Raw genomic sequence first — 23,783 nt, forward strand, 5'->3', positions numbered from 1 at the left:
CTCACCGATCCCCAGGGGGCCCTCGTGCGTTTCGCCGCTCACGTCCGCCGCGTGTTCACCGCAGGAGCGCTGGCCGCCGCGCTGCTCGCCGGCGGCGGCACGGCCGTCGCGGCACCCGCGCCCGCCACTTCCCCGTCCGCCACTGTCGCGGGCCCGTACGCCCGACTCCACCCCCTCGCCGAGCTGTCCGCGCGGCGCCTGGCCACCGCCGACCTCGTCGCCGCCGCCAAGTACGGCACCGGCAGCCCCATCGACGACCCCGCCCGCGAGCGGCAGGTGCTGGACGCCGTGGCCGGGCAGGCGAGGGAGCTCGGCGCCGACCCGGAGGCGACCGTGCGGATCTTCCGCGATCAGATCGAGGCCAACAAGGCCGTGCAGCGCGGGCTGTTCCGGCGCTGGGACGCCGATCCGTCCCGGGCCCCGGCCGACCGGCCCGACCTAGCCGAGGTCCGCGAGGAGATCAACCGCGTCAACGGCGAGCTGGTACGGGGCATCGCCGCGTCGTCGGCGGCGCGCACGGCGCCGTACTGCGGGGGCGTGCTGGCCGCCGCGGCCGCGCGGGTACGGCACGAGGACCGGCTGGACGCGCTGCACTCCGCCGCCCTGGGCCGGGCGCTGCGCTCAGTCTGCGCGGACTGACACCCGCCGCTCGTCGCGCGGGCGGCGGTAGGCGAACCGCGGCATGAAGTACTGGGTGACCGTGCCGACCGCTACGGCGTAGAGCACCGTGCCGACGCCCACGGTTCCCCCGAGCAGCCAGCCCACCGCCAGCACGGAGAGCTCGATGAGGGTGCGCACCCGCCGCAGGGAACAGCCGGTCGCGACGGCCGCACCGGTCATCAGCCCGTCCCGCGGTCCGGGCCCGAAGCGGGCACCGACGTAGACGGCGACGGACAGGCCGTTGAGGACCACCCCGGCGACGAGCAGACCGATCCGCGCGGGCAGCCCGAGATGGTTGGGGACGATGAGTAGGCCGAGGTCGGAGGAGACGGCGAGAACCGCGATGTTCGCGAAGGTGCCGAACGTCGGCCGTTGCCTCAGGGGAATCCACAGCAGCAGGACGAGCACCCCGAGCACGGCACTGATCGTGCCGAAGCTGAGCGGTGTGCGACGCTCCAGGCCCTCGTACAGAACGCTCCACGGGTTCACGCCCAGCGCGGCCCTGACCAGCATCGAGAGGCTGAACCCGTACAGGGCCAGGCCGAGGAGGAGTTGGGGCAGCCGTCTCAACGGGCGCTCGTGGAACGGGGCGTAGGAGATGTCCTGCCGCATGTCGGGTCGCCTCCGTGACGGGTGTGCGTGTGCGCCTCGAAAGCCACTTCCGTGCCCGCAAGGCCATTGCGGCCACTCTGTAGAGTGATTGGCCCGGAAAACACAGCCAATCCGAGGAGAATGGTGTGGTCGACACGGACTCGGAGCGGCGCATGGGTGGCACGTCCGACGGCACGGTGGGCGGCACCGGACGGACGCTGGGCAGCCGTCGGCTCGCCGCGATGCTGCCCGACCCGGCCGCCGCCCGCCCGGCCTATCGCCACCTCGCCCGGGCGATCAGCGCACTGATCCTGGACGGACGCATCGCCCCGCACGTCAGACTCCCCGCCGAACGCGAACTGGCCGCCGCCCTCGACACCAGCAGAACCACCGTCACCGCCGTGTACGACCTGTTGCGCGAGAGCGGCTACGCACACAGCCGGCAGGGCGCGGGAACCTGGACGGCACTGCCCGAGGGCCGTGCCCCCAGCGGTGTCCGGCGGCTCCTCGCCCCCGAGGCCCCCGAGGACACCGCGATCGACCTGGCCAGAGCCGCCCCCGGACTGCCGGGGCGGGAGCTGACCGACACCGTCACGCGCATCGCCCCGCAACTGGCGGCCCACGCGCACACCCCCGGCTACCACCCCTACGGCCTGCCGGAGCTCCGCGCCGCCGTCGCCGAGCGCTACACCCGGCGGGGACTGGCCACGGTGCCCGAGCAGATCCTGGTCACCTCCGGCGCCCAGCACGCGTTCACCCTCGTCCTGGGACTTCTCTGCGGCCCGGGCGACCGCGTCCTGGCGGAGAACCCGTCCTACCCGAACGCCCTGGAGGCCATGCGCCGCGCCCGGCTGCGCACGGTGCCGGTGCCGGTGACCGAGGACGGCTGGGACACCGGCATCGTCGAGTCGGCCTTCCGCCAGGCCGCGCCCCGACTCGGCTATGTCATCCCCGACTTCCACAACCCGACCGGCTGTCTCATGCCCGAGGAAGAGCGGGGCCGTCTCGCGCGGGCCGCTCAGCGGTCCGGCTGCTGGCTCGTCGTGGACGAGACCCTCGCCGAGCTCGCCCTCGACGTGCCCGCGCCCCCGCCCTTCGCCGCGCACGCGGCGGCGGGCGGTGCGGGACAGCTCATCACCGTCGGCTCCATGAGCAAGACCCACTGGGCGGGCCTGCGCATCGGCTGGCTGCGCGCCCCCGCGCGGCTCGTCACCGAACTCGCGGGGCAGCGCGTCGCCACCGACATGGGCGGCTCGGTCCTCGACCAGCTGGTGGCCCTCGACCTTCTCGACCGGACGGACGAACTGCTGCCGGCCCGCCTGACAGAGCTGCGCGAGCGGCGCGCAGCCCTGGCCGCCGCCCTGAACGAGCACGTGCCCCACTGGAATTGGCGGCTGCCGCCCGGCGGCCTCTCGCTCTGGGTGGACCTCGGCGAGCCCATCGGTTCGGCGCTGGCCGAGCGGGTGCTCGACAACGGCGTGCGGATCGAGAGCGGCTCCTGCTTCGCCACCGACCCGGGCGTCTTCGAGCAGCGGCTCCGCATCCCGTACACCGCGTCGGCCGGCACCCTGCGCGAGGCGGTGCGCCGGATGGCCGCCACCCTGGCGGACGGGCTCGGGCCGTCGACCGGCAGCAGCCGACCGCGTTGGGTGGCCTGAGAAGCCATGAGGCGTCAGGTGTCAGGCAGGGCGCGGGATGTACGCCAGGCCGTGGGCGCCGGGCTCACCGCGCTTCGCGATGTCGATACGGGCCAGGCCCCGCAGCGTCTCCAGGTCGACGAGATCGACGGTGGACGAGGCGACGCAGGCCACGTAGGCGATCCGGCCGTCGGGCGACGACGTGACGGTCAGCGGCCCGCTCCCCACCTCGACGTCGCCCAGCCGCTTGCGGGTATCGGCGGAGAACACGGTCAGGCGGCCCGGAGCCTGGCGCCCGAGCTGCGACACCGGGTCGGCCTCCATGCGCAGCTCGCCCACGAGCAGCTTGCCCGTCGACGTCAGGTGCACCGGCAGTACGACGTCGTCCGTGGGCAGCAGGTCGACGACGGACGCCGTCGCGGCCTCGATGACCCTGACCCCGGGGGCCGGCCTCTCCGCGCCCGGGGTGGGGGAGAACATGGCGTAGGGCGAGGCGACGTAGACGTACGCGCCGTCGGCGGAGACGGCGAGACCCTCGCTGCCCGGCACCTCGACCTTCGCGGTGAGCGTGCCGCGTTCGAGGTCGACGACCGACACGAACGGCGCCTCCTTGTTCGTGGCGTAACCCGTCCTGCCCGCGGGGTCGACGGCGAACCAGTGCGGTCCCGGCGCGTCCGTGTCGATACGGCCCACCGGCCGCCGGGACTCCGTGTCGATCACCACGACGCCGCCCGGCCGGTCGGCCGAGCCCTCCACGCTGACGTACAGACGGCGGCGGACCGGGTCGAGCGCCAGGCCGTGCGGCCCGTGTTCCGGGGCCAGATCGACGACTTCGACGACGCGGCGCGCGTCGGGGTCGATGACGGTCACCTCGGTGCGGCGGCCGCTGTTCGCGTGGTAGTAGCCCGACTGGTACGCCGTCGTGCACCACAGCAGACGCTGCGACGCGTCGAAGCACAACTCGTGCGGCTCGGCGGGTACGTCGACCGCGCCGAGCCACCGGTCGGACGCGGCGTCGAAGAACGAGACGGTCGGCCCGCTCTGACTGACCACGGCCAGGACGTCGCCGTCTCGGCCGGCACGCGGATTCTGCTGCATGGAGAGCTCCTCAACGGGGTGAAGGGATGTCACGCGTAGCTGCGTCGACCCGTCCACTCTCGGGAGCAGGGCGTTGCGGAACAATGCAAAGATCGGCATCCAGTCATTGCCGTAGGCGTAACATCGCAGCTCAGGAGCGCACCGGTGGCCATGGACCTCAACCTCCTGCGGGCGTTGGACGCCCTCCTCCAGGAGAACAGCGTGACGCGTGCCGCCGAGCGGCTCGGCACGTCACCGGCGGCGGTCAGCCGCACGTTGGCCCGGCTCCGCCGTGCCGTCGGCGACCCGCTGCTGGTCCGCGCGGGCCAGGGCATGGTGCCGACGCCACGGGCCCTGGAACTCCAGGGAGAAGTGAGCGCGTTGCTGCGCGGGTGCGACAGCGTCCTGCGGCCCGGAGCCGGTTTCGACGCCGTGCACCTCCGGCGCAGCTTCACCGTGCAGGCCACCGATGTGCTCCTCGCGGGGCTCGCCGGGACGCTGACCGACCGGATCCACGCGGAGGCGCCGCACGTCGACGTGGTCTTCCTGCCGGAGTCGGTGGAGGGCGGCCCCGCCCTGCGCCAGGGCTGGGTGGACGTCGAACTGGGCGTCCTCGGACACCTCGACCCGGAGATCAGGACCCGGCCGCTCACTCGGATGACGCTGGTCGCGGTAGCACGCGCCGGTCACCCCCTCTTCTCCGGGCGGATCGACGCGCGCCGTTTCGCCGCGGCCGACCACATCGGCATCTCCCGGCTCGGCAAGCGCCACGGGCCCATCGACAGCGCCCTCGCGGAACTCGGGCTGCGGCGCCGCACCGCGGTCGTCGTTCCCAGCCATACGAGTGCGATGCTGCTCGCCCGGGACACCGACCTCGTCGCCCTCACCCTGGACGACTGGCTCCCCGACGCCACCGCCGCACTCGGACTGCGTACGTTCCCCATCCCCCTCGACCTCGCCCCGATCGACCTCGGGATGGCCTGGCACCCCCGCAACTCGGCCGACCCGGGACACCGTTGGTTCCGCGACCACCTGGCGGCCGCGGTCCTCGGGCCGGAGCTGGGCCCGGAGACCGTGTGACGCCGGCCTTCAGGGCGTGCTGTGCGATGCGGGGCCGGCGGAGGGCACACCCAGCGCGAGGAGGGCGGTGTCGTCGTCGAGGCCGTCGCCGAAGCCCGCCAGCAGGCCGGTCAGCGCGCCCACGACGGCCTCGGCGGAGGTGCCGGCATGCTGGGCGGTGAACGCGCGGAGCCCCTCGTCCCCGAAGAGGTCCGAACGGTCGGGTCCGGTGCGGGCCTCGACGACCCCGTCGGTGTAGAGCAGGAGTGTGTCGCCGGGCCCGAGGGTGACGGCGGCGGCGGTGAAGCGGGGCTCGGGCAGGATGCCGACGAGCAGGCCACCGGGGGTGTGCAGGTAGTCGGCCGTGCCCGCGGCCCGTAGGACGAGGGCCGGCGGATGGCCGCCGGAGGCGAGCCGGACGGTGAGGCGCCCGTCGTCGGGGTGGGGGTCCAGGACGCCGAAGACGGCGGTGCAGAACCGCGGGTCGTCGCCGGAGTACCGCTCGTACAGGACCTGGTTGAGAGTGGAGAGCGCGGCCACGGGGTCGGGGTCGTGCAGGGCCGCGGCGCGCAGGGTGTACCGGGTCAGCGAGGTGACCGCGGCGGCCTCGGGACCCTTGCCGCACACGTCACCCAGGAAGAAGCCGTAGCGCTTGCCGTCCAGGGGGAAGACGTCGTAGAAATCGCCGCCCAGCTGGTCGGGGGAGGCCGTGTGGTAGTACGTGGCCGTCTCCACCCCTGGGATCGCGGGCAGAGTGGCGGGCAGCAACGACTGCTGCAGGACGGCCAGGGCCTGCTGCAGTCGGGCCCGGTCGGCCCTGGCCTGCCGCGCGGACTCCTCGGCCGCTCTACGGCTGCGCAGCAGCTCCGCCTCGTAGGTGCGGCGGTCGGTGGCGTCGAAGACGGTGATGCGGGTCAGCAGGGGCGTGCCGGTGCCGCCGTACTTGACGGCGGCGGAGACCAGCACCGGCATGCGGGCGCCGTCGGCCCGCTTGAGCTCCAGGGCCACTCCGCTGACCTCGCCCTGCATGCGCAGCAGCGGGGCGAAGTGGGTCTCGTGGTACATCCTGCCGCCCACGGGCAGCAGGTCCGAGAACCGCAACCGCCCCACGACGGCCTGCCGTTCGAGGCCCAGCCAGCCGAGCAGTGTGCTGTTGAGCTTCACGATGGTGCCGTCCATCAGGGTGGACAGATATCCGCAGGGGGCGTTGTCGTACAGTTCCTCGGCGCTGTCCTCCAGCAGAGCGGCGAAGGCGGAGTCCGAGGCGGTCTCGCCGTCGGGCCCGTCGGGATCGGCTCCCGTCCGGCACATCACCGCAGACCTGCCAGGAAGTCGAGGATCGCGGCGTTGGTGGCCTCGGGCGCGGAGAGGTGTGGGCAGTGCCCCGTCGCGTCGAGCGTGACCAGGGTCGAGCCGGGAACCGACCGGTGGACGAAGGCGCCGACCTCACGGGGAGCGATGGCGTCCTGGGTGCACTCCAGGATGAGCGTCGGCACCTGCACGCTCTTGAGGTCGTCCCGGGCGTCCGACAGAAACGTGGTCCGGGCGAAGACAAGCGCCATGTCCGGGTCCGTCGCGCAGAAGCTGTTCTTGAGCTCCTCGCCGAGTTCGGGCCGCTCGGGGTTGCCCATGATGAGTGGGGCCATCGCCGCGGACCAGCCCAGGTGGTTCGCCTCCAGGGACTCCAGAAGCTCCTCGATGTCCTCCTCGCTGAATCCGCCGCGGTAGCCGTCGTCGTCGATGTACCGCGGGGACGGGGCGATCATCACGAGGGACCCGATGCGATCGGGTGCCTGCCGGGCCGCGAGTACCCCGATGACGCCGCTGACCGAGTGACCCACGAACACCGCGTCCCGCAGGTCGAGCCGCTCACAAACTTCCACCACGTCCTGGGCGTAGCCGTCCAGCGAGCCGTAGCGCTCCGCCGAGAACGCGGTCAGGTCGGAATGGCCCGCCCCCACATAATCGAACAGGACAACACGGTGGTCCCGCTCCAGTGCGGGGACCGTCAACCGCCACATGTTCTGGTCACAGCCGAAGCCGTGGGCCAGGATCACCGCCGGTCCGTGAGGGTTCCCGGTCACAGTGACGTTGTTCCTGCGGATGATGTCCATGACCGCAATGAAACCAGTTCTACCTGGACGCGGCGTCAACAGGTCAGGGGTGCCCCCTCCATCCGGCTCAGGGAGTGCCCCTTCCATCCGGCTCAGGGACTGCCCCCGACCGCGCTCAGGGGCGGTCCCCGAGAAGGGACCGCCCCTGACGGCGTGGTGCCGTGAGCGCGTCAGCGCTTGCCGATGTCCTTGGCCTTCTCCTTGGCCTGGCGCGCGTCGCCCTTCATCCGGTCGGTGCGGCCCTCGGCGGTGAGGCGCTCGTTGCCGACGGTGCGGCCGGCGGCTTCCTTCGCCGCGCCCTTGGCCTGTTCGGTCTTCGCCTTGGCCTTCTCGTTGGCGGTCATGGTCCGCTCACGCTCCCTTGGCATCGACATCATGTGCTGGGGTTCGCCTGGCCGCTCAGCGGCTCGGCAAACATCGTCGCAGCGAGAAATGTCAAGGTGACGTGTGCAGGAAGGCGGCACTGACCTGCGTCATTTCACTGTTGTGAACACGGCGGGCGCCTGCGGGCCCGAGGGAGGTGTGCGGGCTGCGGCGTCGGGCATGCGAAGACGAGGAACGGCACGAAGGAATGGCTCGAAGGAACGGTGGGACCCGGTCGTGTTTGCACGTGTGCAGGGAAAGGATCACAGCCCGATGAGCGCTCCCGAGACACCGGACGCGGAGCGGACGACCTGCTCCCAGGCCCGGGCCGAGGTCCGCTCGGTGCTGCGACCGACGTGCCGTGCCATGCCCCCGGCGGAGGCGCGACGCCTGCAGGAGGACGCGCTGCTGGTGGTCAGCGAGCTGACGGCCAACGCGATCCGGCACGGTGGCGGCCTGACCCGGCTCTTCGTCCGGGTCCGTGACGGTGTCCTGCTGCTCGGCGTGAGCGACCGCAGTGAGGAGGTGCCGTGCCACGTGCCCGCGGATCCGGCTCGGCCCGGCGGGTTCGGCTGGTCGATGGTCCACCGTCTCAGTGCGAGCGTCACGGTCGAGGTACGGCCCGGAGGCAAGACGATCACTGCCGCTTTGGACGGGTTTGCCCCGGGCGGATCTGACTGCTCGAAAGTCGGCACGCGTGAGCGGCAACCTTTGGGGTAAGCGTGGCGCTGCGGGGGAAGCAGCCGAGCTGACAAGGAGCGGAACGCCATGATCACCGTGACGCAGGAGCAGACGCAGGATACGGCCACCACCTCGGCCGGGGCGGACCTCGTCGAGCGCGCGTACACGGACCCCTCCTCGATCGCGCCAAAGGACGCGCGGGAGGTGGGCAAGCGATTCTTCGAGCGCCTCACCGAACTCGAAGAGGGCACGCACGAATACCAGTACGTTCGCAACGCGCTGATCGAGATGAACCTCTCGCTGGTGCAGTACGCGGCGTCGCGGTTCCGGCACCGCGGCCCGCAGGAGATGGAGGACATCATCCAGGTCGGCACGATCGGCCTGATCAAGGCGATCGACCGGTTCGAGCTGACCCGCGAGGTCGAGTTCACCTCCTTTGCCGTCCCGTACATCACCGGTGAGATCAAGCGGTTCTTCCGCGACACGTCCTGGGCCGTGCACGTGCCTCGCCGCCTCCAGGAAGCCCGCATCGAACTGTCCAAGGCGACGGAGGAGCTGCGGACCCGGCTCGGGCGCATGCCGTCCACGGCCGAGCTCGCGGAGCTGATGCAGCTGGAGCCCGCCGAGGTCGCCGAGGCGCAGAAGGCGTCCAACGGCTACAGCGCCGTTTCCCTGAACGCGGCGGTCAACGGCCAGGACGACGAGTCCGACACGATGCTGGCCGACTTCATCGGTGTCGACGAGGAGTCCTTCGAACTCGTCGAGAACTTCCACTCCCTGGCACCGCTGATCGCAGACCTCGACGAGCGGGACCGCACGCTCATCCATCTCCGCTTCGTCGAGGAGCGGACCCAGCAGCAGATCGCTGACGAGCTCGGCTGCTCGCAGATGCACGTTTCCCGCCTGATCTCCCGTGTCGTGGCCAAGCTCCGGGCCGGCCTGCTGGTCACCGAGTGACGAGCGGTTGACCACCGAGAGATCTTTCTGAAGTGAGTGATCGACAGGCCCTGGCCGGGTTCGGAAACCCCGCCAGGGCCTGCGTCGTGCGGCAGCGTCGACCAGCCGGGGAGTGTCAGTGCCGTCTCCTACCATCCGCACCATGCGTAGATACTTCATGGTGGGTGGTCGGAGGCTGTCGTACGTGGACTTCGGGGGCCCCGGCAGGCCTCTTCTGGCTCTGCACGGGCATTACAACGAAGCGTCGGCATTCGCTCCGTTGGCGGCGGCGCTGGCTCCAGGGTGGCGATTGATCGCGCTGGATCAGCGCGGGCACGGGGAGTCCGACCGTGCCGACGGTTACGGGCGGGACGAGTACATAGCCGATGTAGCGGCCTTTCACCAGCATCTGGACATCGGCCCGGTGGCGGTGCTGGGGCATTCGCTGGGCGGGGTGAATGCCTACCAGTTCGCGGCCCGGTACCCGGACAAGGTCAGCGAGCTGATCGTCGAGGACATCGGTGCGGTCGTGGACTGCGACTGGTCGTTCACCACGGGTCTTCCCGGCGTCGCACCGTCCCGGGAGGCGTTGGTCGCGGCCCTGGGCGGGGCGGCCCCGTATCTGGAGTGTTCCTTCCGCCAGTCGGATGTCGGCTGGGGGTTCTCCTTCGACATCGCCGACACGGTGGCGTCCCAGAAGGCGCTCAACGGTGATCACTGGGGTGACTGGTTGTCGGTTTCCTGTCCGACGCTCCTGATCCATGGGTCCCACAGTGACGAGTTGGCGGCCGATCACGCCCGGGACATGGTGACCCGCCGGGCCGGCACCATCCGCCGTGTCGAACTGCCGGCCGGGCACGTCGTACACCACGACGTGCCGGACCGCTTCGCCGACGCGGTCTCTGCCTTCCTTTCCGAGCCGTCTTCTTGAGGAAGGGACTTCAGGCCGCCAGGCGACTTCGCTCGGGGCCTTCCCCGTGCCCTGTGGGCGGCTCTAGGCTCGTCCGGTGCCCGCAAGTCCGCAGCCAGGCGTCAGCGCCCTCACTCGGGAGAGACCGTGGACGTCCCGACATTGATCCTGTTGGGAGCTGCGGGTGGTCTGCTGCGGGGAGTTCTGGACGTCTACACCCGCTTCGTGACCTGGCAGGCCGACCGGCGCGCCCACCGGCAGTGGACGGCAGCAGGCGCGGCGCAGGGCCAGGCCCCACGGTTCCAGGTGTACTTCGACCCCGCTGTCGACGCCGCGGCGGCGGTCGTGCACAGCCTGATGGGCGCGGGGGCCGCTGTGCTGTTCGGCATGACGGATCAGATCAACGGTGAGTACGCCGCCCTGGTCGTCGGCATGTCGGCACCCATGCTGCTCACCCAACTCGGCCGCATCCAGACGGTGAACGAAGCGGTGACGGGTGAGCGGCAGCCGACCGCGGCGGCGGACGCGACCGCCGCGCCCGCTGCCCCGGAGGCGGGTGGGCCTTCGGCAGATGCGGCCGTGGGCCCGGCGGACGGCTCGGGCGCGGCATCGCCGGCGGCGACGGCAGCAGCGGCGCCGGGCGTCGCAGTGCCCCCCACCGCAGTGCCTTCCTCTCCCGAGCCTGCGCGTACGCCTACGCCCCCACCCGTATCCGCACCTTCGCTCAGGCCGCCCGCCCCCGTCGCGGACGCTCGAGCGCCGGGGGCCGAGCCCGCACCCGGGCGCGAACCGGCACCGGATGAATTCCCGTCGGGCGGGGCCGAATACCCCGACCCCACGCGCCGCCCCGGAACTGGTTCTGGCTTTGACGGACGCGGCGCGCCACGATGGCGACAGAGGCCGGCGACCGGCGAGGAGGGGCTGTGAACAGCGCTCCACACCTGCTGGACGAGGATCGCGCGGAGTACGAGCGGCTCCTCGACGACGCGCTGCGCATGGCGCCGGGCCACTCGGAACTCGCTCCGGTCGGCGGCCCGCTCAACCGTGAGCAACTGCGCACCATGGCACTCAACGCCACCGCCCTCATCACGACGGCCGCGGCAGCCGAGTACGACCACTACGTGAAGGTCCGGAACCAGGTCACCAGGCCGTCCACCGCGTACTCGTCCCCGAACTCCCCACCCACGGCCGCCGCAGGCCCGGGCCGTCGGCTGCGCGCGGCCGTCCTCGGGGCCGGAGACGGAGAACCAGGAGGCCGCCGCACCACCGGCGAAGTCCCCCATCGGCGGTGGGCGGAGATGTCCTACGGCCGCCGTCTGCTCGCGGCGCTGCTGGGCATGCGCGTACGCCCAGAGGGGCAACCGAATGCGGCGCAAAGGCCGCGTACGGCCAAGACGCCGTCGGCAGCCGAGCGTCGTCACTCCTCGCTCTCCGCGTATCCGTCGTCTCTCCATCGGCGGCGGGCCGGAGCCGGTGTCTTCGCCACCTTCGTCGTGATCGGCACTGTTCTCTCCGGGGTGGCCGCCCTGGTCTTTCTGGCCGTCGGTCTTCTCCTCAAGGCGCTGGACACCGGGTCGACAGCCGCGCAAGTCATGGTCACAGGCGCGTGGTTGTTCGGGACTGTGACGGCAGTCGGCCTCGTCGTCGCCGTGACCGGTTTGGTGGTCACCGCGCTGCGCAATGACGCGGAGGCGCCCCCGCCGGACGTACCCAGTGAGGTGCGGGAGGAAGTGGCCCGGGCCAGAGAGGCCTGGCGACGTGCCCTGCTGGAACGTGGCCTGCTGCCCTTTCTGCATGCCGCCCTCGCCGACCCGGGTGCCGCCCCACCGTCCGGACGCGGCACCGGCTCCAAGCTGCCCGGGCTCGGCTACTTCCAACCCCGCTTCGGCTCCGGCTACGGCCACGACGGCACCCAGCCTCCCCGCCCGACGTACGTGACCCCCGACTTCACCTCCCCGGACTTCGGCGGCCCCGAACAAGGGCCGGAGTGACCGGCGGCCCCGGACCGGAACCGCCGAACCAACGGCCCGCTGAGCCCCCCAAACGCGCCCCGAGGCAGTCGATGACTCCGAGGTCGGAGTGTGGTGTGTGCAACCCGGGGTACTGAAGACCACCCCGTCGGTCCTATATTCATACAAACAATTCACGCGCGGCCCTGCTGCGATGAACACGGGGTAGGACCGCAGTGATCGAACCCGACGGCACTGGACCCGCCCGGGCGGCCGAGTCCCGCGCCGCCCGCAAGGCGCGCGAGAAGGCCCGGAAGCGCAAGCGCATGGCCGTGGTCGCGGCGGTGCTCGGCCTGGGCGGGGTGACCACCACGGCCGTGCTCGCCCTCGGGGGCTCCTCCGGGGGCTCGAGCGACGCCGCCGGGCAGACCGCGTCCACATCGTCGGACAGCGCGGCGGAGAAGGCGCGTTCGGCGAAGCGGGCCAAGAAGGGCGAGGAGAAGTGGGACGGCAAGGTCCGGGTGCTGGGCGACGGCTCCACCTCGTACACCGGGCCGCAGCGCGGGCAGCTCAAGCCCAAGAAGCTGAAGCCCGGTGAGAAGCCGCCGCAGTTCGTGGTCTTCTCCTGGGACGGCGCCCTGGAGGGCGACGACCGCCGCTTCTCCCACTTCCGTCAGGCGGCGCGGGAGAGCAACGCCCACATGACCTTCTTCCTCACCGGCATCTACCTCCTGCCGGAGAGCAAGAAGACGCTCTACCGCCCGCCGCAGCACAATCCGGGGTCGGCCGCCATCTCGTACCCCACCGTCCCGCACATACAGACCACGCTGGAGCAGCTGCGCGGCGCCTGGAAGGACGGCAACGAGATCGGTTCGCACTTCAACGGGCACTTCTGCGGTCCCAAGGGCGGCGGGGACTGGAGCCCGGCGGAGTGGAAGAGCGAGATCGAGCAGACGTACTCGTTCATGAAGAAGTGGAAGACCAACACCGGTTTCACCCAGGAGGCGCCCCTGCCCTTCGATCCGGACCGGGAAGTGGTCGGTGGCCGCGCGCCCTGCCTGGAGGGGCAGAAGAACCTCCTGGCCGCGATCAAACCGTTCGGCTGGCGCTACGACGCGAGTTCCTCGGGGGACTTCCAGATATGGCCGTCCAAGATCGACGGCATATGGAACTTTCCCCTGCAACTCCTGCCCATGGAGGGCAAAGAGGTGCAAGTCCTCTCCATGGACTTCAACTTCCTCTACCACCAGTCCGGCGACAGCACCCAGGGCGACCCGGCGAAGTTCCCGGCGTGGGAGGAGCAGGTCCGGAAGTCGTACATGAACGGCTTCAACCGTGTCTACAACGGCAGCCGGGCGCCGATGTTCATCGGCAACCACTTCGAGGACTGGAACGGCGGCATCTACATGAACGCCGTCGAGGACGTCATGCGGGACGTCTGCCCGCGCAAGGGCGTCCGCTGCGTGTCCTTCAGGGAGTTGGCGGACTGGCTCGACGTCCAGGACCCGAAGGTGCTGGCCCGGATGCGCCTGCTCGACCCCGCGCAGGCGCCGGACTGGAAGTCGCTCGTCAAGTAGCGCAGCGCGGGCGGGGCCGCCCCGACGTCTACTTGAGCGCCTTGACGTAGTCGGCCCACAGGTCCACCGCCCGCTCGCTGCCGGGCCTTCCGGGGGCGTCGCCGCCCAGCCCCTTCAGCGGCAGCGGCACCAGATCCTTGAGCGACATGCGGTAGACGACCACGGCCGTGGTCTCGTCCTGGGTGCCGCCCACGAACCAGCCCGCCGTGTTCGCGGTCGTCGTCCCCGTCTTGCCCACGGCACCGGCGTGCGCCCCGCCCGCCGCCTTGGCCGACCCGTCGGTCATGGTGGCCCGCAGGGCGTCCGTGACCGCCCGGGCAGTCTTCTGCGACACCGCCCGGGACGGCTTCGGCTCGGCGATCGGCACCGCGTCCCCGGCCCGGGTGATCGAGCGCACCGAGTAGGGGTCGGTGTGCATGCCGTCGGCGGCGAAGGTCTGGTACGCGCCGGCCATCCGGATGGCGCTGGGCGTCGAGTTCTCCCCGAGCGCGAACGTGGGAATCCGCTCCCCGAGACTCGATTCGAGCAGCCCCGCCCGCAGGGCGTACCTCTCCACCCGGTCCAGGCCGACGTCGAGACCGAGTTGCAGCATGGGCGTGTTGACGGAGTCGGCGACGGCCCGCCGCAAGGTCACATCGCCCCAGTCCCGGCCGCCTTCGTTGCGCCCCTTCACCACCTTGCCGCTGCGGTCCCAGTACGGCCCTTCCGGCGTCCGCACGGCGATCCGGTCGTCGCCGTCGTAGACGCTGGCCGGGGAGACGGGGGTGCGGCCCCCCTCACGGGTGCGCTGCACGCCGTCCTCCAGCGCGGCGGCGTAGACGAAGGGGGTGAACGCCGTACCCGCCGGGATGGTCGTCGCGTTCGACTGGTTGAAGCCCTGCTTCAGGAAGTCGTGGCCGCCGTACACGGCGAGCAGCCGGCCGTCCCTGGCCACGCTCGCCGCGCCGATCTTGGCGTACTTGTCGGTGCCGGGCCGCCGCTTGGCGTCGAAGTCCTTCTCGGCCTTGTGGACGGCGGCGGTCAGGGCCTTCGTGCGCTTCCGGTCGAAGGTCGTGCGGATCTGGTAGCCGCCGAGGTCGTAGTCGGCGGTCCTGATGTGCCCGGCCTTGATCGCGTGCCGCTTGGCAAGCTCCACCAGATAGCCGGTCTGCGCACCGGGGATGGTGCCGCCGGACCCCGGCTTCGTGGGCTCGGGGAACTTCTTGTACGTGGCGCGCTCGGCCTGCGAGAGATGGCCGGTCTCGACCATCCGGTCCAGGATCCAGTTCCACCGCCCGACGGCCCGCTCGCGGTTCTCCTTGCCGAGGGCGGGGTCGTACAGCCCGGCGCCCTTGAGGAGCGAGGCCAGGAAGGCGCCCTCGCTGGCATTGAGCCGCGAGACGTCCTTTCCGTAGTACGCGTGCGACGCGCGCTGGATGCCGTACGTACCGCGCCCGAACCAGCTGGTGTTGAGGTAGTCCTGGAAGATCTTGTCCTTGCTCGTGTGGTTGTCCAGCTTCACGGCGAGCAGGGCTTCGGTGAACTTCCGGGACAGGGTGCGGTCCTGGCTGAGGTAGACGTTCTTCACGTACTGCTGGGTGATGGTCGACCCGCCCTGGGTCTCCCCACCGGTCACCGCGGCCGTCGCGGCACGCAGCACACCGCTCGGCGAGACGCCGGAATCCGAGTAGAAGCTCGCGTTCTCGGCCGCGAGGACGGCCCCTCGGACCTTCGGCGGCACCTTGTCCAGCGGGATCTCCTGCCGGATGACCCAGCCGGTGCGGGCCATGACCGTGCCGTCGGACCAGTAGTACACATTGTCCTGCTGCGTGGCGAACGAGTTGAGGTCGTCCGGTATGTCCGTGGCGGCATACGCGATCGCGACGAAACCGGTCAAGCCGACGAACATGTACAGGAAGGCGCCCAGCCACTGACGCCACGAAGGCACCCAACGCCGCCAACCGCTGCGCCCCGGCCGGGGATACGCGGGACGCAGCCGCCGCAGTTGCCTGCGCGCCCGGGCGAGGGCGCCGGGTATGCCGCCCTCGGACCCCGCCCTGCGCCGCTCCCCGGCCTTCCTGCGCCGACCGGTCGCCGCACGACGGCCCCCCGGCGCCGCGCGCCGCCCCCCGGATCCCTGACCTGCGGCCATCCTGCGCCCACCCACCCCGTATGCCTCCTCTGCTGCGCTTGCCGCACACCTTAGAGGTATGCGGGGCGCGGCCGCCGGGGCCCTGGCGCCCCGGCGCGGGGGGCCTTCGGGTTCCGCGGGGGGCAACGGCACAAGAAGGGCACGCAGTTGTGCGAAGATTCCGTGCCCCAGTCGGGGTGATCAGGCGAAAAGAGGAAAACACAGTGATATCCAAGAGATACAGATCCGCCGCCGTGGCAGGGGTGACCGCGGCCGTGGCGTCCGGCTCCCTGCTCGTGTCCCCCGCGCACGCGGACGCCGTCGACAGCAAGCCCCGCAAGGCCGACCGCGAGCAGGTCGCCGTCTTCGCCCGCATCGCCGACGACATCCTCTCCCGGCGCACCGAGGCCCTGGTGGAGAAGCGCACGGCACGCGGCGGCTCCGACGCCGGCGCGGCCACGGTGCGCATGTCCGGCCGGCTGAAGAAGGACGAGGACGCGGCGCTGCGGGACCTTCGCACCCGCAAGTCCCGCCTGGCGAAGCTCGGCGAGGCCTACACGAAGGCGGACACCCGCGTCGCCGTGGAGCGCGCCACGATCACCGGCCGCACGGCGACCGTCGAGGTCACCTCGTCGTCGACGCTCACCTACAAGAAGGTGCGCGGGGACGAACCGGCCACCACCGCGTTCTCCACGCGGCAGGAGCTGAAGCTCGCCGGCACGAAGGACGGCGGCTGGAAGCTCACCGCGATCACCTCGCGGGACAACGGCCCCGCCGCGGTCAACGAGCCGTCGGTGGCCCGCGTGAACACCGTCGACGACGACGGCAACCAGTACCCGGATGGCACGCCGGCGTCCACCAGGCGCCCCTCCACTCCGATGCCCTCCGGCAAGACCGCCGGCAGCTACGACTACGCGGCCATGGCGCGGTACGCGGAGAAGTACTGGTACAACTACAACCCGTCGTACCGGAAGTTCAACGGGGCGGGCGGCGACTGCACCAACTTCGTCAGTCAGGCGCTGTACGCGGGCGGCTGGAAGGCCGTGCCCGGCTCCGCCTACGACTACCGGAACTGGTGGTACGACGCCACGAAGCAGAGCACTTCCTGGGTCGGCGTGAACGAATTGGCGTGGTTCACGCTGTCCAACCGGCGGGCCCCCAACCTCGCGAACGTCTACCAGATGGACGTCGGTGACGTCCTCCAGGTGGACTTCGACAAGAACGGGTCCAAGGACCACACCATGATGGTGACGTACCGCAACGGGCGGGGCATGCCGTACCTGACGTACCACTCCACCGACACGTACCGCAGGTCGCTCGCGAGCGTCATCGCGTCCTACCCGGACGCGCGTTACTTCGCGTACCGCACCTGACGGAACCAGTAGCCCCCACCGGACCGGCGCCGACGGCACCGGTGGGGGACACCACGAGGAGTGGCCGGCTTCTTCAGGGGGCTCCGGGTCGTTTCTGCGGTACGACTGTTCCCTCCTGACGGGTGAGACGAGGCTGGCGCAGCCTCCGCGCGGCGGCCGGGCCCGGTATCACTGCCTTCGTGATGAACATGCCCGCGCGCGCCCTCGCAGCCGCCGTCTTCGCACTGCTGCCGATGACAGCCACGACCACCCACGCCGCACCGGCCCTCCCTCAGCCCCGCCCCTTGAGCCTGGCCGACGCGATCGGCCGGCTGCCGGTGGCCGCGGAGTCCCGGGAGGGATACGTGCGCGGTGCGTTCAAGGGCTGGGTGGACGACGACCACGACCACTGCAGCACCCGGGCGGAGGTCCTCATCGCGGAGTCGCGCACCAGAGCTGTGATCCAAGGCGACTGCCGGGTCACCGCGGGCACCTGGTACTCGTACTACGACGGGAAGACGGTGACCGAGCCGCGGGCCCTGGACATCGATCACACGGTGCCGGTGGCGGAGGCGTGGGACTCGGGTGCCTCCCAGTGGAGTGCGGAACGGCGTGAGGACTACGCCAACGACCTGGACAGCGAACGTTCCTTGGTGGCGGTCACGGCGAAGAGCCACCGTGCCAAGGCCGACGGAGATCCGGCCGAGTGGCTGCCGCCGCTCGCCGACGCCTACTGCACCTACGCGGCCGACTGGACGGCGACGAAGCTGCGGTGGTCGCTGAGCGTCGACAGGGCCGAAGCCGCAGCTCTCCGTGAACTCGCGGAGGGCTGCGGCCGGCAGCAGGTCGAGTACACGGCCGCTCCGCGCGACACCGCCGCGGTGTAGATCAGGCCTGCCGGCTCGCAGCCGGACCGTGATCGTGCGCGTGGTCCGCTGTCCGGTCGGTCCTGGATCCGCGGCGGACGAGTGCGATCAGGGAAGGTCCTCCGCGGAAGCACCACAGGGCGATGACCGGATCACAGATGGCACATGCCATGGAAGCGTCGTGGTAGAACGGCAGGATCGGATTGCCCTTGAGGTGGTGGGCCAGGTCCCAGGCCGTGTGGAGCAGCCAGCCGACGCCGATGAAGGCCCAGGAGTCCAGGCCGCGGTAGGCGACGTAGGCCATGAGTGCGACGAACGGGACCTCCCAGAGGCCGAATCCGCCCCCGCTCAGATAGGCGGCGCCGGCCCCGCCCACCATGATCGCGTTGAAGTGGCGGCGGTGCGGTTCTTTGATCAGGGACATCAGCAGGCAGTAGATGATGCCGACGATCACCGGTGACACGAGGTTCATGAGGGATGACTTCTTCCGGGACGAACAGGTGGGCGCATCCGTGAGTGGGGCCCGTCAAGGATGAGATGGTCTTGAGGTGCTCAGAAGGCGGTGGGCGTCGGGCCCTGCGCGCGCCAGACGGTGCCGCGTCGCTCGTGGGAGAAGAGCTCTTCGACGGCGTGCGCCACGCGGGGGCCCACCTCGCGCTCCAGTAGGTACAGACCCAGGTCGAGACCGGAGGTCACCCCGGCGCCGGTGACCAGGTCGCCGTCGTCCACGATGCGGGCGCGGACCGCGTGGGCGCCGGTGGAGTCCAGGGTGTCGAGGCCCAGGTGGTGGGTGGTGGCGTGCCGTCCCTCCAGCAGGCCGGCCATGGCCAGGACGAGCGAGCCGCCGCAGACGGTGGCGACGATGATGTCCGGGTCGTCCATGGCCTGCTTGAGGAGCGCGGGGAGCTCGGTGGTCAGCGTGCGGCGCAGCAGCACGGAGATGAACTCGTCCCGCGGCCGTTCGCCGGCGCCCGGCTCTTCTTCCGGGGCCTCGCCGGGTTCGCCCACGCGGCCGGACGCGCCGGGCACCAGAAGCAGGTCGGCGCGCTCCAGGTCGACCGCGCCGACGGCGCGCAGCGCCAGTCTTCCGGTGCCGCTGACGACCTCACGAGGGCCCTCCGCGGTGACCAGCTCGACGGTCACCGCGCCGTCCGTCGCCGAGCCGCCGGCGTAGAGCACCTCGTAGGGGGCGATGACATCGAGCGGGTCGAAGCCATCGAACAGGACGACCTGGATGTGCATGGGTGTTCCTTCGGCGTCGTTTTCCATCGGGACGCTCCGAAGTCAACCGGCTTCCCGGGTGGCCGCCCAGTGGCACTGGTGACACGTTCCGACGGGATAGTGCCAACACCTTCTCGAAGGGCGTGAACTGCGATGACATGGAACTTCAGGAAGGACGGCCCAGGTCCGTCGAGCTGAGGGACAGGTAGGTTCTGGCCATGCATACGGTTGCCGTTCTCGCGTTGGATCAGGTGATCCCGTTCGACCTGTCCACCCCGATCGAGGTCTTCTCCCGGACCCGCCTGCCCGACGGGCGGCCCGGCTACCAGGTCCGGGTGTGCGCAGAACGCGACGAGGTCGACGCCGGGGCGTTCATCCTGCGTGCCCCCTGGGGGCTGGAGGGTCTTCAGGGCGCGGACACGATCATCGTGCCGGGCGTCACCGATGTCGCCGCCCCGCTCCCTCCCGCCGTGCACGACGCGCTGCGGGCGGCCGCAGCCGTCGGCACCCGGATCGCCTCCATCTGCGTGGGCACCTTCCCCTTGGCCGCCACCGGGCTCCTCGACGGGCTGCGCGCCACGACCCACTGGCGCGCGGCCGGTCTGCTGGCCGCCAGGCACCCGGACATCGACGTCGACCCGGACGTCCTCTACGTCGACAACGGCCAGTTGCTCACCTCGGCCGGTGCCGCGGCGGGTATGGACCTGTGTCTGCACATGATCCGCCGTGACTACGGCTCGGCCGTCGCCGCCGACGCCGCACGCCTGTCAGTGATGCCTCTCGAACGGGAGGGCGGACAGGCGCAGTTCATCGTCCACGACCACGCACCCACACCGCAGGGCTCCGAACTGGAGGTGTTGCTCACCTGGCTGCAGGAAAACCTGGCCCGCGACCTCACCCTCGCCGCCATCGCCGAGCGGGCCGGGACCAGCACCCGGACCCTGATCCGGCGCTTCCGCGACCAGACGGGCACCACCCCGCTCCAATGGCTCCACCGGGCCCGCATCCGCCAGGCACAGCACCTCCTGGAAACCACGGAGCACACCGTGGAACGCATCGGCTGCCAGGTCGGCTTCGGCTCACCCACCACGTTCCGCGACCGCTTCAAACGCACCACCGGCGTCAGCCCGCAGACCTACCGGCGCACGTTCAGCTGAACAGGTGCCTCGACCGGCGCCCTACTGTCCGAGCGCGAGCCGGATGCCGAAGGCGGTGATGACTGTGCCGGTGATGCGGTCGAGGTGACGGCGGGCCGAGGGGCGTCGCAGGCGGTCCCGGAGCACCCGCCCGAAGGCGATCAGCGCACATGCCCAGATGACCGCCAGGAATATGTGCACACCGGCCAGCAGCACCCCTGGAGCAAGGCGCGAGGCACCGGAGGGGATGAACTGCGGGAGCACCGCAACGTAGAAGGCGCCCATCTTCGGGTTGAGGAGATTGGTCCCGAACCCTTGTCGCCAGCCACCGAGCAGGGTGTCGTCGGCGCCCGTCCTGGCCCTGCTCCCGGTCTCCGCTGTCCGCGGGCTCTCGCGCGACGGGCGGCGCCAGGTGGCCCACAGCATCCTGCCACCCATCCACATCAGGTACGCGGCCCCGGCCCAGCGAAGAGTCTCGTACGCGAGGTGAGAGGCGGTCAGCAGTGTGGTCACGCCGAGCGACGTGAGCACTCCCCAGACCAGTGTGCCGCTCTGGATGCCGAGGACCACGCCCCACGTGCGACGGCGGGCCCCGAGCGCCGCGGTGCGCAGGATGAGTGCGGAATCCAGTCCGGGAGTGAGCGTGAGGAGTCCCACTATCAGGGCGAAAGTCCCTAGTGCGTCCAGAGTGATCATGAGCGATCACCTTAGGGCGGCGACAGTGGAACGTCCACATTTCTGCCCGATATCGGGCAGGGCTGAAGTGTTTTCCTTCGGCGTGGGGGCCTGCGGGGTGTGCTTCGCCCGGAAATGCGGCCCCGGCTCCAGCCCTAGCCCCGGCCCTCCGTCGCCACCGTCTTCGCCCAGCGGTAGTCCGCCTTGCCGCTGGGTGAGCGTTGGATGTGGTCCGTGAAGACCACGGAGCGGGGGATCTTGTAGCCGGCGAGCAGCGTGCGGCAGTGGGTCTGTACCGCCTCCAGGGCCAAGGGGGCGGAGTCGGCGCGGAGTTGGACGACCGCGGCCACCCGGCTGCCCCACCGCTCGTCGGGGACCCCGGCGACCAGCGCGTCGTACACGTCGGGGTGCGACTTGAGGGCCTGCTCGACCTCCTCCGGGTACACCTTCTCGCCGCCCGTGTTGATGCACTGCGAGCCGCGGCCGAGCACGGTGACGATGCCGTCCTCGTCGACCGTCGCCATGTCGCCGAGCAGCACCCAGCGTTCGTCGTCCTTCTGGAAGAACGTCTCGGCGGTCTTCCGGGGGTCGTTGTAGTAGCCGAGCGGCACGTGTCCGCGCTGGGCGAGCCGGCCGGGTTCGCCCACGGGGACCGGTTCGTGCGTCGCCGGGTCCACCACCCGCGTACGGTCATTGACCTCCAGGCGGAAGCCCTTCTCCGGGCCCGAGTCGTCCGTCGCCTTGCCGTTGGAGCCGGACTCGGACGAACCGAAGTTGTTGAGGAGCAGGACGTTCGGGACGAGCTCCTGGAACTGGGCGCGCACCGTCTCCGACATGATCGCGCCGGACGAGGAGACGCTGAACAGTGACGAGAGGTCGATGCCCTCGAGCGGGCCGCGCAGCGCGTCGATGAGCGGCCTGAGCATCGCGTCACCGACCAGCGACACGCTGGACACCTTCTCCTTCTCGATGGTGCGCAGCACCTCTTCGGGCACGTACTTGCGGTGCAGGGCCACCCGCTGCCCGTAGTTGAAGGCGATGAACGAGGTCAGTGTCGACGTGCCGTGCATCAGCGGGGGAGCGGGGAAGAACGTGAGGCCCGGGCCGCTCGCCGCGACGCGCTCGGCCAGCTCCTCGGGCCGCTTCACCGGCTCACCCGCGGGATCGCCCCCGAAGAGGCCGGCGAAGAACAGGTCCTCCTGGCGCCACATGACGCCCTTGGGCATGCCGGTCGTGCCGCCCGTGTAGATGATGAACAGGTCGTCGGCCGAGCGGGGCCCGAACCCCCGCTCCGGTGAGCCCGCCGCCTCCGCGTCGGTGAAGGCCACCACGTCGAGCGGGGGAGCGTCCGCGGGCGGTGCCCCCACCCGTATCAGATGCCGCAGCTTCTCCGTGCGTGGCAGCGCCGCCGCGACGCGGTCCGTGAACTCCGCGTCGAAGACGAGCGCCGCGAGGTCCGCGTCGCGGTAGAGGTAGACCAACTCCTCCTCGACGTAGCGGTAGTTGACGTTGACGGGGACGAGCCGCGCCTTGAGGCAGGCGAGGACTGTCTGTAAGTACTCGACGCCGTTGTACAGGTGCAGGCCCAGGTGCTCGCCGGGTTCGAGGCCGCTGTCGACGAGGTGGTGGGCGATGCGGTTGGCCGCCGCGTCGAGCGCGGCGTAGGTGAGCCGGCGCTCGTCGCCCGTGCCGGGGTGGTCGATGTAGACGAGTGCCTCGCGGTCGGGGACCACGTCGACGACCGACTCGAACAGGTCGGCAAGGTTGTACTCCACCGCACTCCTCCTGACCCCGGCGTCCTTACTGATATCTCGCTTGGCGGTCATCAGAGCAGAGGCGCCCACAACTGGGAAGGGCCGCCGCAGAAAGAAACTGACTGAGTGTCAGAAAACTATTGAACTGGCTCCCCGGCTACTGCAACCTGTTCCAGGTCCGGAGGCGACAGGCCGGCCGCTCGCCGGCCGTCGATGGAAGGAGCACGGCAATGGGTGGGACGGAACACCTCTCCGTGCGGCGCGAAGGCGCCACACTGATACTCACGCTGAACAGGCCCGAGGCGAAGAACGCGCTCTCGCTCGCGATGCTCGTGGGCCTGTACGACGGGTGGGTCGAGGCCGACGAGGACGACGAGGTCCGCTCCATCGTGCTCACCGGCGCGGGCGGCTCGTTCTGCGCGGGCATGGACCTCAAGGCCCTCGCGGGCAAGGGCATGGAGGGCGAGCGGTACCGGGACCGGCTCAAGGCCGACCCCGATCTGCACTGGAAGGCGATGCTGCGCCACCACCGCCCCCGCAAGCCCGTGATCGCCGCGGTGGAGGGCTACTGCGTGGCGGGCGGCACGGAGATCCTGCAGGGCACGGACATCCGCGTGGCGGGCGAGTCGGCGACCTTCGGGCTCTTCGAGGTCCGGCGGGGGCTTTTCCCCATCGGCGGCTCGACCGTGCGCCTGCCGCGCCAGATTCCTCGTACGCACGCCCTGGAGATGCTGCTCACCGGGCGGCCCTACTCGGCGGCCGAGGCCGCCGCGATCGGCCTCGTCGGCCATGTGGTCCAGGACGGTGCCGCTCTGGACAAGGCGCTGGTCATCGCCGAACAGATCAACGCGTGCGGGCCGCTCGCCGTCGAGGCCGTCAAGGCGTCGGTGTACGAGGCCGCCGAGATGTCCGAGGCGGACGGTCTGGCGGCGGAGTTGAAGCGGGGGTGGCCCGTCTTCGACACCGCCGATGCGAAGGAGGGCTCCAGAGCCTTTGCGGAGAAGCGGCCCCCGGAGTTCCGGCGGGCCTAGGCCGAATGCCACCTGCGGGCCGGTGGGGGCTGGTCGCGCAGTTCCCCGCGCCCTTCGGGGCGCCTCTGCAAAGGGCGGCCCTCC

General features: G+C 70.8%; 23 protein-coding genes. 13 read left to right on the top strand and 10 right to left on the bottom strand.

Features of this window, described 5'->3' with window-relative positions; genetic code table 11:
• The first annotated feature begins 24 nt into the window (after positions 1-24).
• Positions 25-639, top strand: coding sequence for a chorismate mutase (locus ACZ7LU_RS08270; RefSeq protein ID WP_471916118.1), 615 nt, complete (start codon positions 25-27; stop codon positions 637-639).
• On the opposite strand, the gene yczE is transcribed toward ACZ7LU_RS08270, so the two are convergent.
• Positions 622-1,272, bottom strand: a complete 651-nt coding sequence (yczE, locus tag ACZ7LU_RS08275; protein ID WP_471916119.1) for a membrane protein YczE — start codon at positions 1,270-1,272, stop codon at positions 622-624. The genes ACZ7LU_RS08270 and yczE overlap by 18 nt on opposite strands.
• A gap of 125 nt (positions 1,273-1,397) precedes the next feature.
• On the opposite strand from yczE, the gene yczR reads away from it, so the two are divergent.
• Entirely contained in the window at positions 1,398-2,909 is a 1,512-nt protein-coding gene (gene yczR, locus ACZ7LU_RS08280; protein WP_471916120.1) for a MocR-like transcription factor YczR, read from the top strand.
• A 21-nt stretch (positions 2,910-2,930) separates the two neighbouring features.
• Here yczR and ACZ7LU_RS08285 read toward each other — a convergent pair whose 3' ends face one another.
• Positions 2,931-3,986 carry a YncE family protein gene (locus tag ACZ7LU_RS08285; RefSeq protein ID WP_471916121.1) on the bottom strand — a complete coding sequence of 352 codons (1,056 nt, stop codon included), beginning with the start codon at positions 3,984-3,986 and terminating at the stop codon, positions 2,931-2,933.
• A 150-nt stretch (positions 3,987-4,136) separates the two neighbouring features.
• Between ACZ7LU_RS08285 and ACZ7LU_RS08290 the strand changes: the two genes are divergently transcribed.
• Positions 4,137-5,045, top strand: a complete 909-nt coding sequence (locus ACZ7LU_RS08290) for a LysR family transcriptional regulator (RefSeq protein ID WP_471916506.1) — start codon at positions 4,137-4,139, stop codon at positions 5,043-5,045.
• 9 nt (positions 5,046-5,054) lie between these two features.
• Here ACZ7LU_RS08290 and ACZ7LU_RS08295 read toward each other — a convergent pair whose 3' ends face one another.
• The 3 genes from ACZ7LU_RS08295 to ACZ7LU_RS08305 form a co-directional block, all read right to left on the bottom strand.
• Positions 5,055-6,335, bottom strand: a complete 1,281-nt coding sequence (locus ACZ7LU_RS08295) for a PP2C family protein-serine/threonine phosphatase (RefSeq protein WP_471916122.1) — start codon at positions 6,333-6,335, stop codon at positions 5,055-5,057.
• The gene (locus tag ACZ7LU_RS08300; RefSeq protein ID WP_468084538.1) at positions 6,335-7,138 is read right to left on the bottom strand and encodes an alpha/beta fold hydrolase; all 804 of its coding nucleotides are present in this window, start codon (positions 7,136-7,138) and stop codon (positions 6,335-6,337) included. Before ACZ7LU_RS08300 ends, ACZ7LU_RS08295 begins: the two co-directional genes overlap by 1 nt.
• Positions 7,139-7,308: 170 nt before the next feature.
• A complete protein-coding gene (locus ACZ7LU_RS08305; protein WP_398304152.1) occupies positions 7,309-7,482 on the bottom strand; it encodes a CsbD family protein in 174 nt (57 codons plus the stop codon).
• Between the two features lie 292 nt (positions 7,483-7,774).
• Here ACZ7LU_RS08305 and ACZ7LU_RS08310 point away from each other — a divergent pair, with 292 nt between their 5' ends.
• The 6 genes from ACZ7LU_RS08310 (at position 7,775) to ACZ7LU_RS08335 (ending at position 13,554) form a co-directional block, all read left to right on the top strand.
• Positions 7,775-8,221 (top strand): ATP-binding protein, encoded by a 447-nt coding sequence (locus ACZ7LU_RS08310; RefSeq protein ID WP_471916123.1) that lies wholly within the window; start codon positions 7,775-7,777, stop codon positions 8,219-8,221.
• Positions 8,222-8,269: 48 nt separating this feature from the next.
• Positions 8,270-9,139, top strand: a complete 870-nt coding sequence (locus ACZ7LU_RS08315; RefSeq protein ID WP_398304156.1) for a SigB/SigF/SigG family RNA polymerase sigma factor — start codon at positions 8,270-8,272, stop codon at positions 9,137-9,139.
• Positions 9,140-9,323: 184 nt separating this feature from the next.
• On the top strand, positions 9,324-10,049 hold the full coding sequence (locus ACZ7LU_RS08320) for an alpha/beta fold hydrolase (protein ID WP_471916124.1): 726 nt from the start codon (positions 9,324-9,326) through the stop codon (positions 10,047-10,049).
• 126 nt (positions 10,050-10,175) lie between these two features.
• Positions 10,176-10,955 (top strand): hypothetical protein, encoded by a 780-nt coding sequence (locus ACZ7LU_RS08325; RefSeq protein ID WP_471916125.1) that lies wholly within the window; start codon positions 10,176-10,178, stop codon positions 10,953-10,955.
• Complete coding sequence (locus ACZ7LU_RS08330; protein ID WP_471916126.1) at positions 10,952-12,019, top strand: hypothetical protein; 1,068 nt, start codon at positions 10,952-10,954, stop codon at positions 12,017-12,019. Before ACZ7LU_RS08325 ends, ACZ7LU_RS08330 begins: the two co-directional genes overlap by 4 nt.
• Before the next feature lie 284 nt (positions 12,020-12,303).
• Positions 12,304-13,554: a polysaccharide deacetylase family protein gene (locus tag ACZ7LU_RS08335; RefSeq protein WP_468560048.1), complete on the top strand. Its 1,251-nt coding sequence runs from the start codon at positions 12,304-12,306 to the stop codon at positions 13,552-13,554.
• Between the two features lie 28 nt (positions 13,555-13,582).
• Here ACZ7LU_RS08335 and ACZ7LU_RS08340 read toward each other — a convergent pair whose 3' ends face one another.
• Entirely contained in the window at positions 13,583-15,685 is a 2,103-nt protein-coding gene (locus ACZ7LU_RS08340) for a transglycosylase domain-containing protein (protein ID WP_471916127.1), read from the bottom strand.
• A 233-nt stretch (positions 15,686-15,918) separates the two neighbouring features.
• On the opposite strand from ACZ7LU_RS08340, the gene ACZ7LU_RS08345 reads away from it, so the two are divergent.
• Positions 15,919-17,037, top strand: coding sequence for an amidase domain-containing protein (locus ACZ7LU_RS08345; RefSeq protein ID WP_398304168.1), 1,119 nt, complete (start codon positions 15,919-15,921; stop codon positions 17,035-17,037).
• Between the two features lie 182 nt (positions 17,038-17,219).
• Positions 17,220-17,903, top strand: a complete 684-nt coding sequence (locus ACZ7LU_RS08350; RefSeq protein ID WP_471916507.1) for a GmrSD restriction endonuclease domain-containing protein — start codon at positions 17,220-17,222, stop codon at positions 17,901-17,903.
• Position 17,904: 1 nt separating this feature from the next.
• Here the strand turns inward: ACZ7LU_RS08350 and ACZ7LU_RS08355 are convergent, their stop codons facing one another.
• Both ACZ7LU_RS08355 and ACZ7LU_RS08360 read right to left on the bottom strand, forming a co-directional pair.
• Positions 17,905-18,354 (bottom strand): DUF6010 family protein, encoded by a 450-nt coding sequence (locus ACZ7LU_RS08355; RefSeq protein ID WP_468559834.1) that lies wholly within the window; start codon positions 18,352-18,354, stop codon positions 17,905-17,907.
• Between the two features lie 80 nt (positions 18,355-18,434).
• A complete protein-coding gene (locus ACZ7LU_RS08360) occupies positions 18,435-19,124 on the bottom strand; it encodes a DJ-1/PfpI family protein (RefSeq protein WP_471916128.1) in 690 nt (229 codons plus the stop codon).
• 197 nt (positions 19,125-19,321) lie between these two features.
• Here ACZ7LU_RS08360 and ACZ7LU_RS08365 point away from each other — a divergent pair, with 197 nt between their 5' ends.
• A complete protein-coding gene (locus ACZ7LU_RS08365; protein WP_470977213.1) occupies positions 19,322-20,260 on the top strand; it encodes a GlxA family transcriptional regulator in 939 nt (312 codons plus the stop codon).
• Positions 20,261-20,281: 21 nt separating this feature from the next.
• On the opposite strand, the gene ACZ7LU_RS08370 is transcribed toward ACZ7LU_RS08365, so the two are convergent.
• Together ACZ7LU_RS08370 and ACZ7LU_RS08375 are read right to left on the bottom strand one after the other, a co-directional pair.
• Positions 20,282-20,935 carry a LysE family translocator gene (locus tag ACZ7LU_RS08370; protein ID WP_471916129.1) on the bottom strand — a complete coding sequence of 218 codons (654 nt, stop codon included), beginning with the start codon at positions 20,933-20,935 and terminating at the stop codon, positions 20,282-20,284.
• Positions 20,936-21,069: 134 nt separating this feature from the next.
• The gene (locus ACZ7LU_RS08375; protein WP_471916130.1) at positions 21,070-22,689 is read right to left on the bottom strand and encodes an acyl-CoA synthetase; all 1,620 of its coding nucleotides are present in this window, start codon (positions 22,687-22,689) and stop codon (positions 21,070-21,072) included.
• Between the two features lie 209 nt (positions 22,690-22,898).
• Between ACZ7LU_RS08375 and ACZ7LU_RS08380 the strand changes: the two genes are divergently transcribed.
• Positions 22,899-23,699 (top strand): crotonase/enoyl-CoA hydratase family protein, encoded by an 801-nt coding sequence (locus ACZ7LU_RS08380; RefSeq protein ID WP_471147392.1) that lies wholly within the window; start codon positions 22,899-22,901, stop codon positions 23,697-23,699.
• Positions 23,700-23,783 lie beyond the last annotated feature (84 nt).

It is taken from the genome of Streptomyces sp. NPDC039462, assembly GCF_055639375.1.

Excerpts from the sequence above, each read along its gene's own strand:
- ACZ7LU_RS08350 (WP_471916507.1), top strand. The coding sequence starts at position 17,220 with ATGAACATGCCCGCGCGCGCCCTCGCAGCCGCCGTCTTCGCACTGCTG.
- ACZ7LU_RS08295 (WP_471916122.1), bottom strand. The coding sequence starts at position 6,335 with ATGTGCCGGACGGGAGCCGATCCCGACGGGCCCGACGGCGAGACCGCC.
- ACZ7LU_RS08285 (WP_471916121.1), bottom strand. The coding sequence starts at position 3,986 with ATGCAGCAGAATCCGCGTGCCGGCCGAGACGGCGACGTCCTGGCCGTG.
- ACZ7LU_RS08290 (WP_471916506.1), top strand. The coding sequence starts at position 4,137 with ATGGACCTCAACCTCCTGCGGGCGTTGGACGCCCTCCTCCAGGAGAAC.
- ACZ7LU_RS08365 (WP_470977213.1), top strand. The coding sequence starts at position 19,322 with ATGCATACGGTTGCCGTTCTCGCGTTGGATCAGGTGATCCCGTTCGAC.
- ACZ7LU_RS08335 (WP_468560048.1), top strand. The coding sequence starts at position 12,304 with ATGGCCGTGGTCGCGGCGGTGCTCGGCCTGGGCGGGGTGACCACCACG.
- yczE (WP_471916119.1), bottom strand. The coding sequence starts at position 1,272 with ATGCGGCAGGACATCTCCTACGCCCCGTTCCACGAGCGCCCGTTGAGA.
- ACZ7LU_RS08370 (WP_471916129.1), bottom strand. The coding sequence starts at position 20,935 with ATGATCACTCTGGACGCACTAGGGACTTTCGCCCTGATAGTGGGACTC.
- ACZ7LU_RS08300 (WP_468084538.1), bottom strand. The coding sequence starts at position 7,138 with ATGGACATCATCCGCAGGAACAACGTCACTGTGACCGGGAACCCTCAC.
- ACZ7LU_RS08380 (WP_471147392.1), top strand. The coding sequence starts at position 22,899 with ATGGGTGGGACGGAACACCTCTCCGTGCGGCGCGAAGGCGCCACACTG.
- ACZ7LU_RS08305 (WP_398304152.1), bottom strand. The coding sequence starts at position 7,482 with ATGACCGCCAACGAGAAGGCCAAGGCGAAGACCGAACAGGCCAAGGGC.
- ACZ7LU_RS08315 (WP_398304156.1), top strand. The coding sequence starts at position 8,270 with ATGATCACCGTGACGCAGGAGCAGACGCAGGATACGGCCACCACCTCG.
- ACZ7LU_RS08360 (WP_471916128.1), bottom strand. The coding sequence starts at position 19,124 with ATGCACATCCAGGTCGTCCTGTTCGATGGCTTCGACCCGCTCGATGTC.
- ACZ7LU_RS08340 (WP_471916127.1), bottom strand. The coding sequence starts at position 15,685 with ATGGCCGCAGGTCAGGGATCCGGGGGGCGGCGCGCGGCGCCGGGGGGC.
- ACZ7LU_RS08355 (WP_468559834.1), bottom strand. The coding sequence starts at position 18,354 with ATGAACCTCGTGTCACCGGTGATCGTCGGCATCATCTACTGCCTGCTG.
- ACZ7LU_RS08310 (WP_471916123.1), top strand. The coding sequence starts at position 7,775 with ATGAGCGCTCCCGAGACACCGGACGCGGAGCGGACGACCTGCTCCCAG.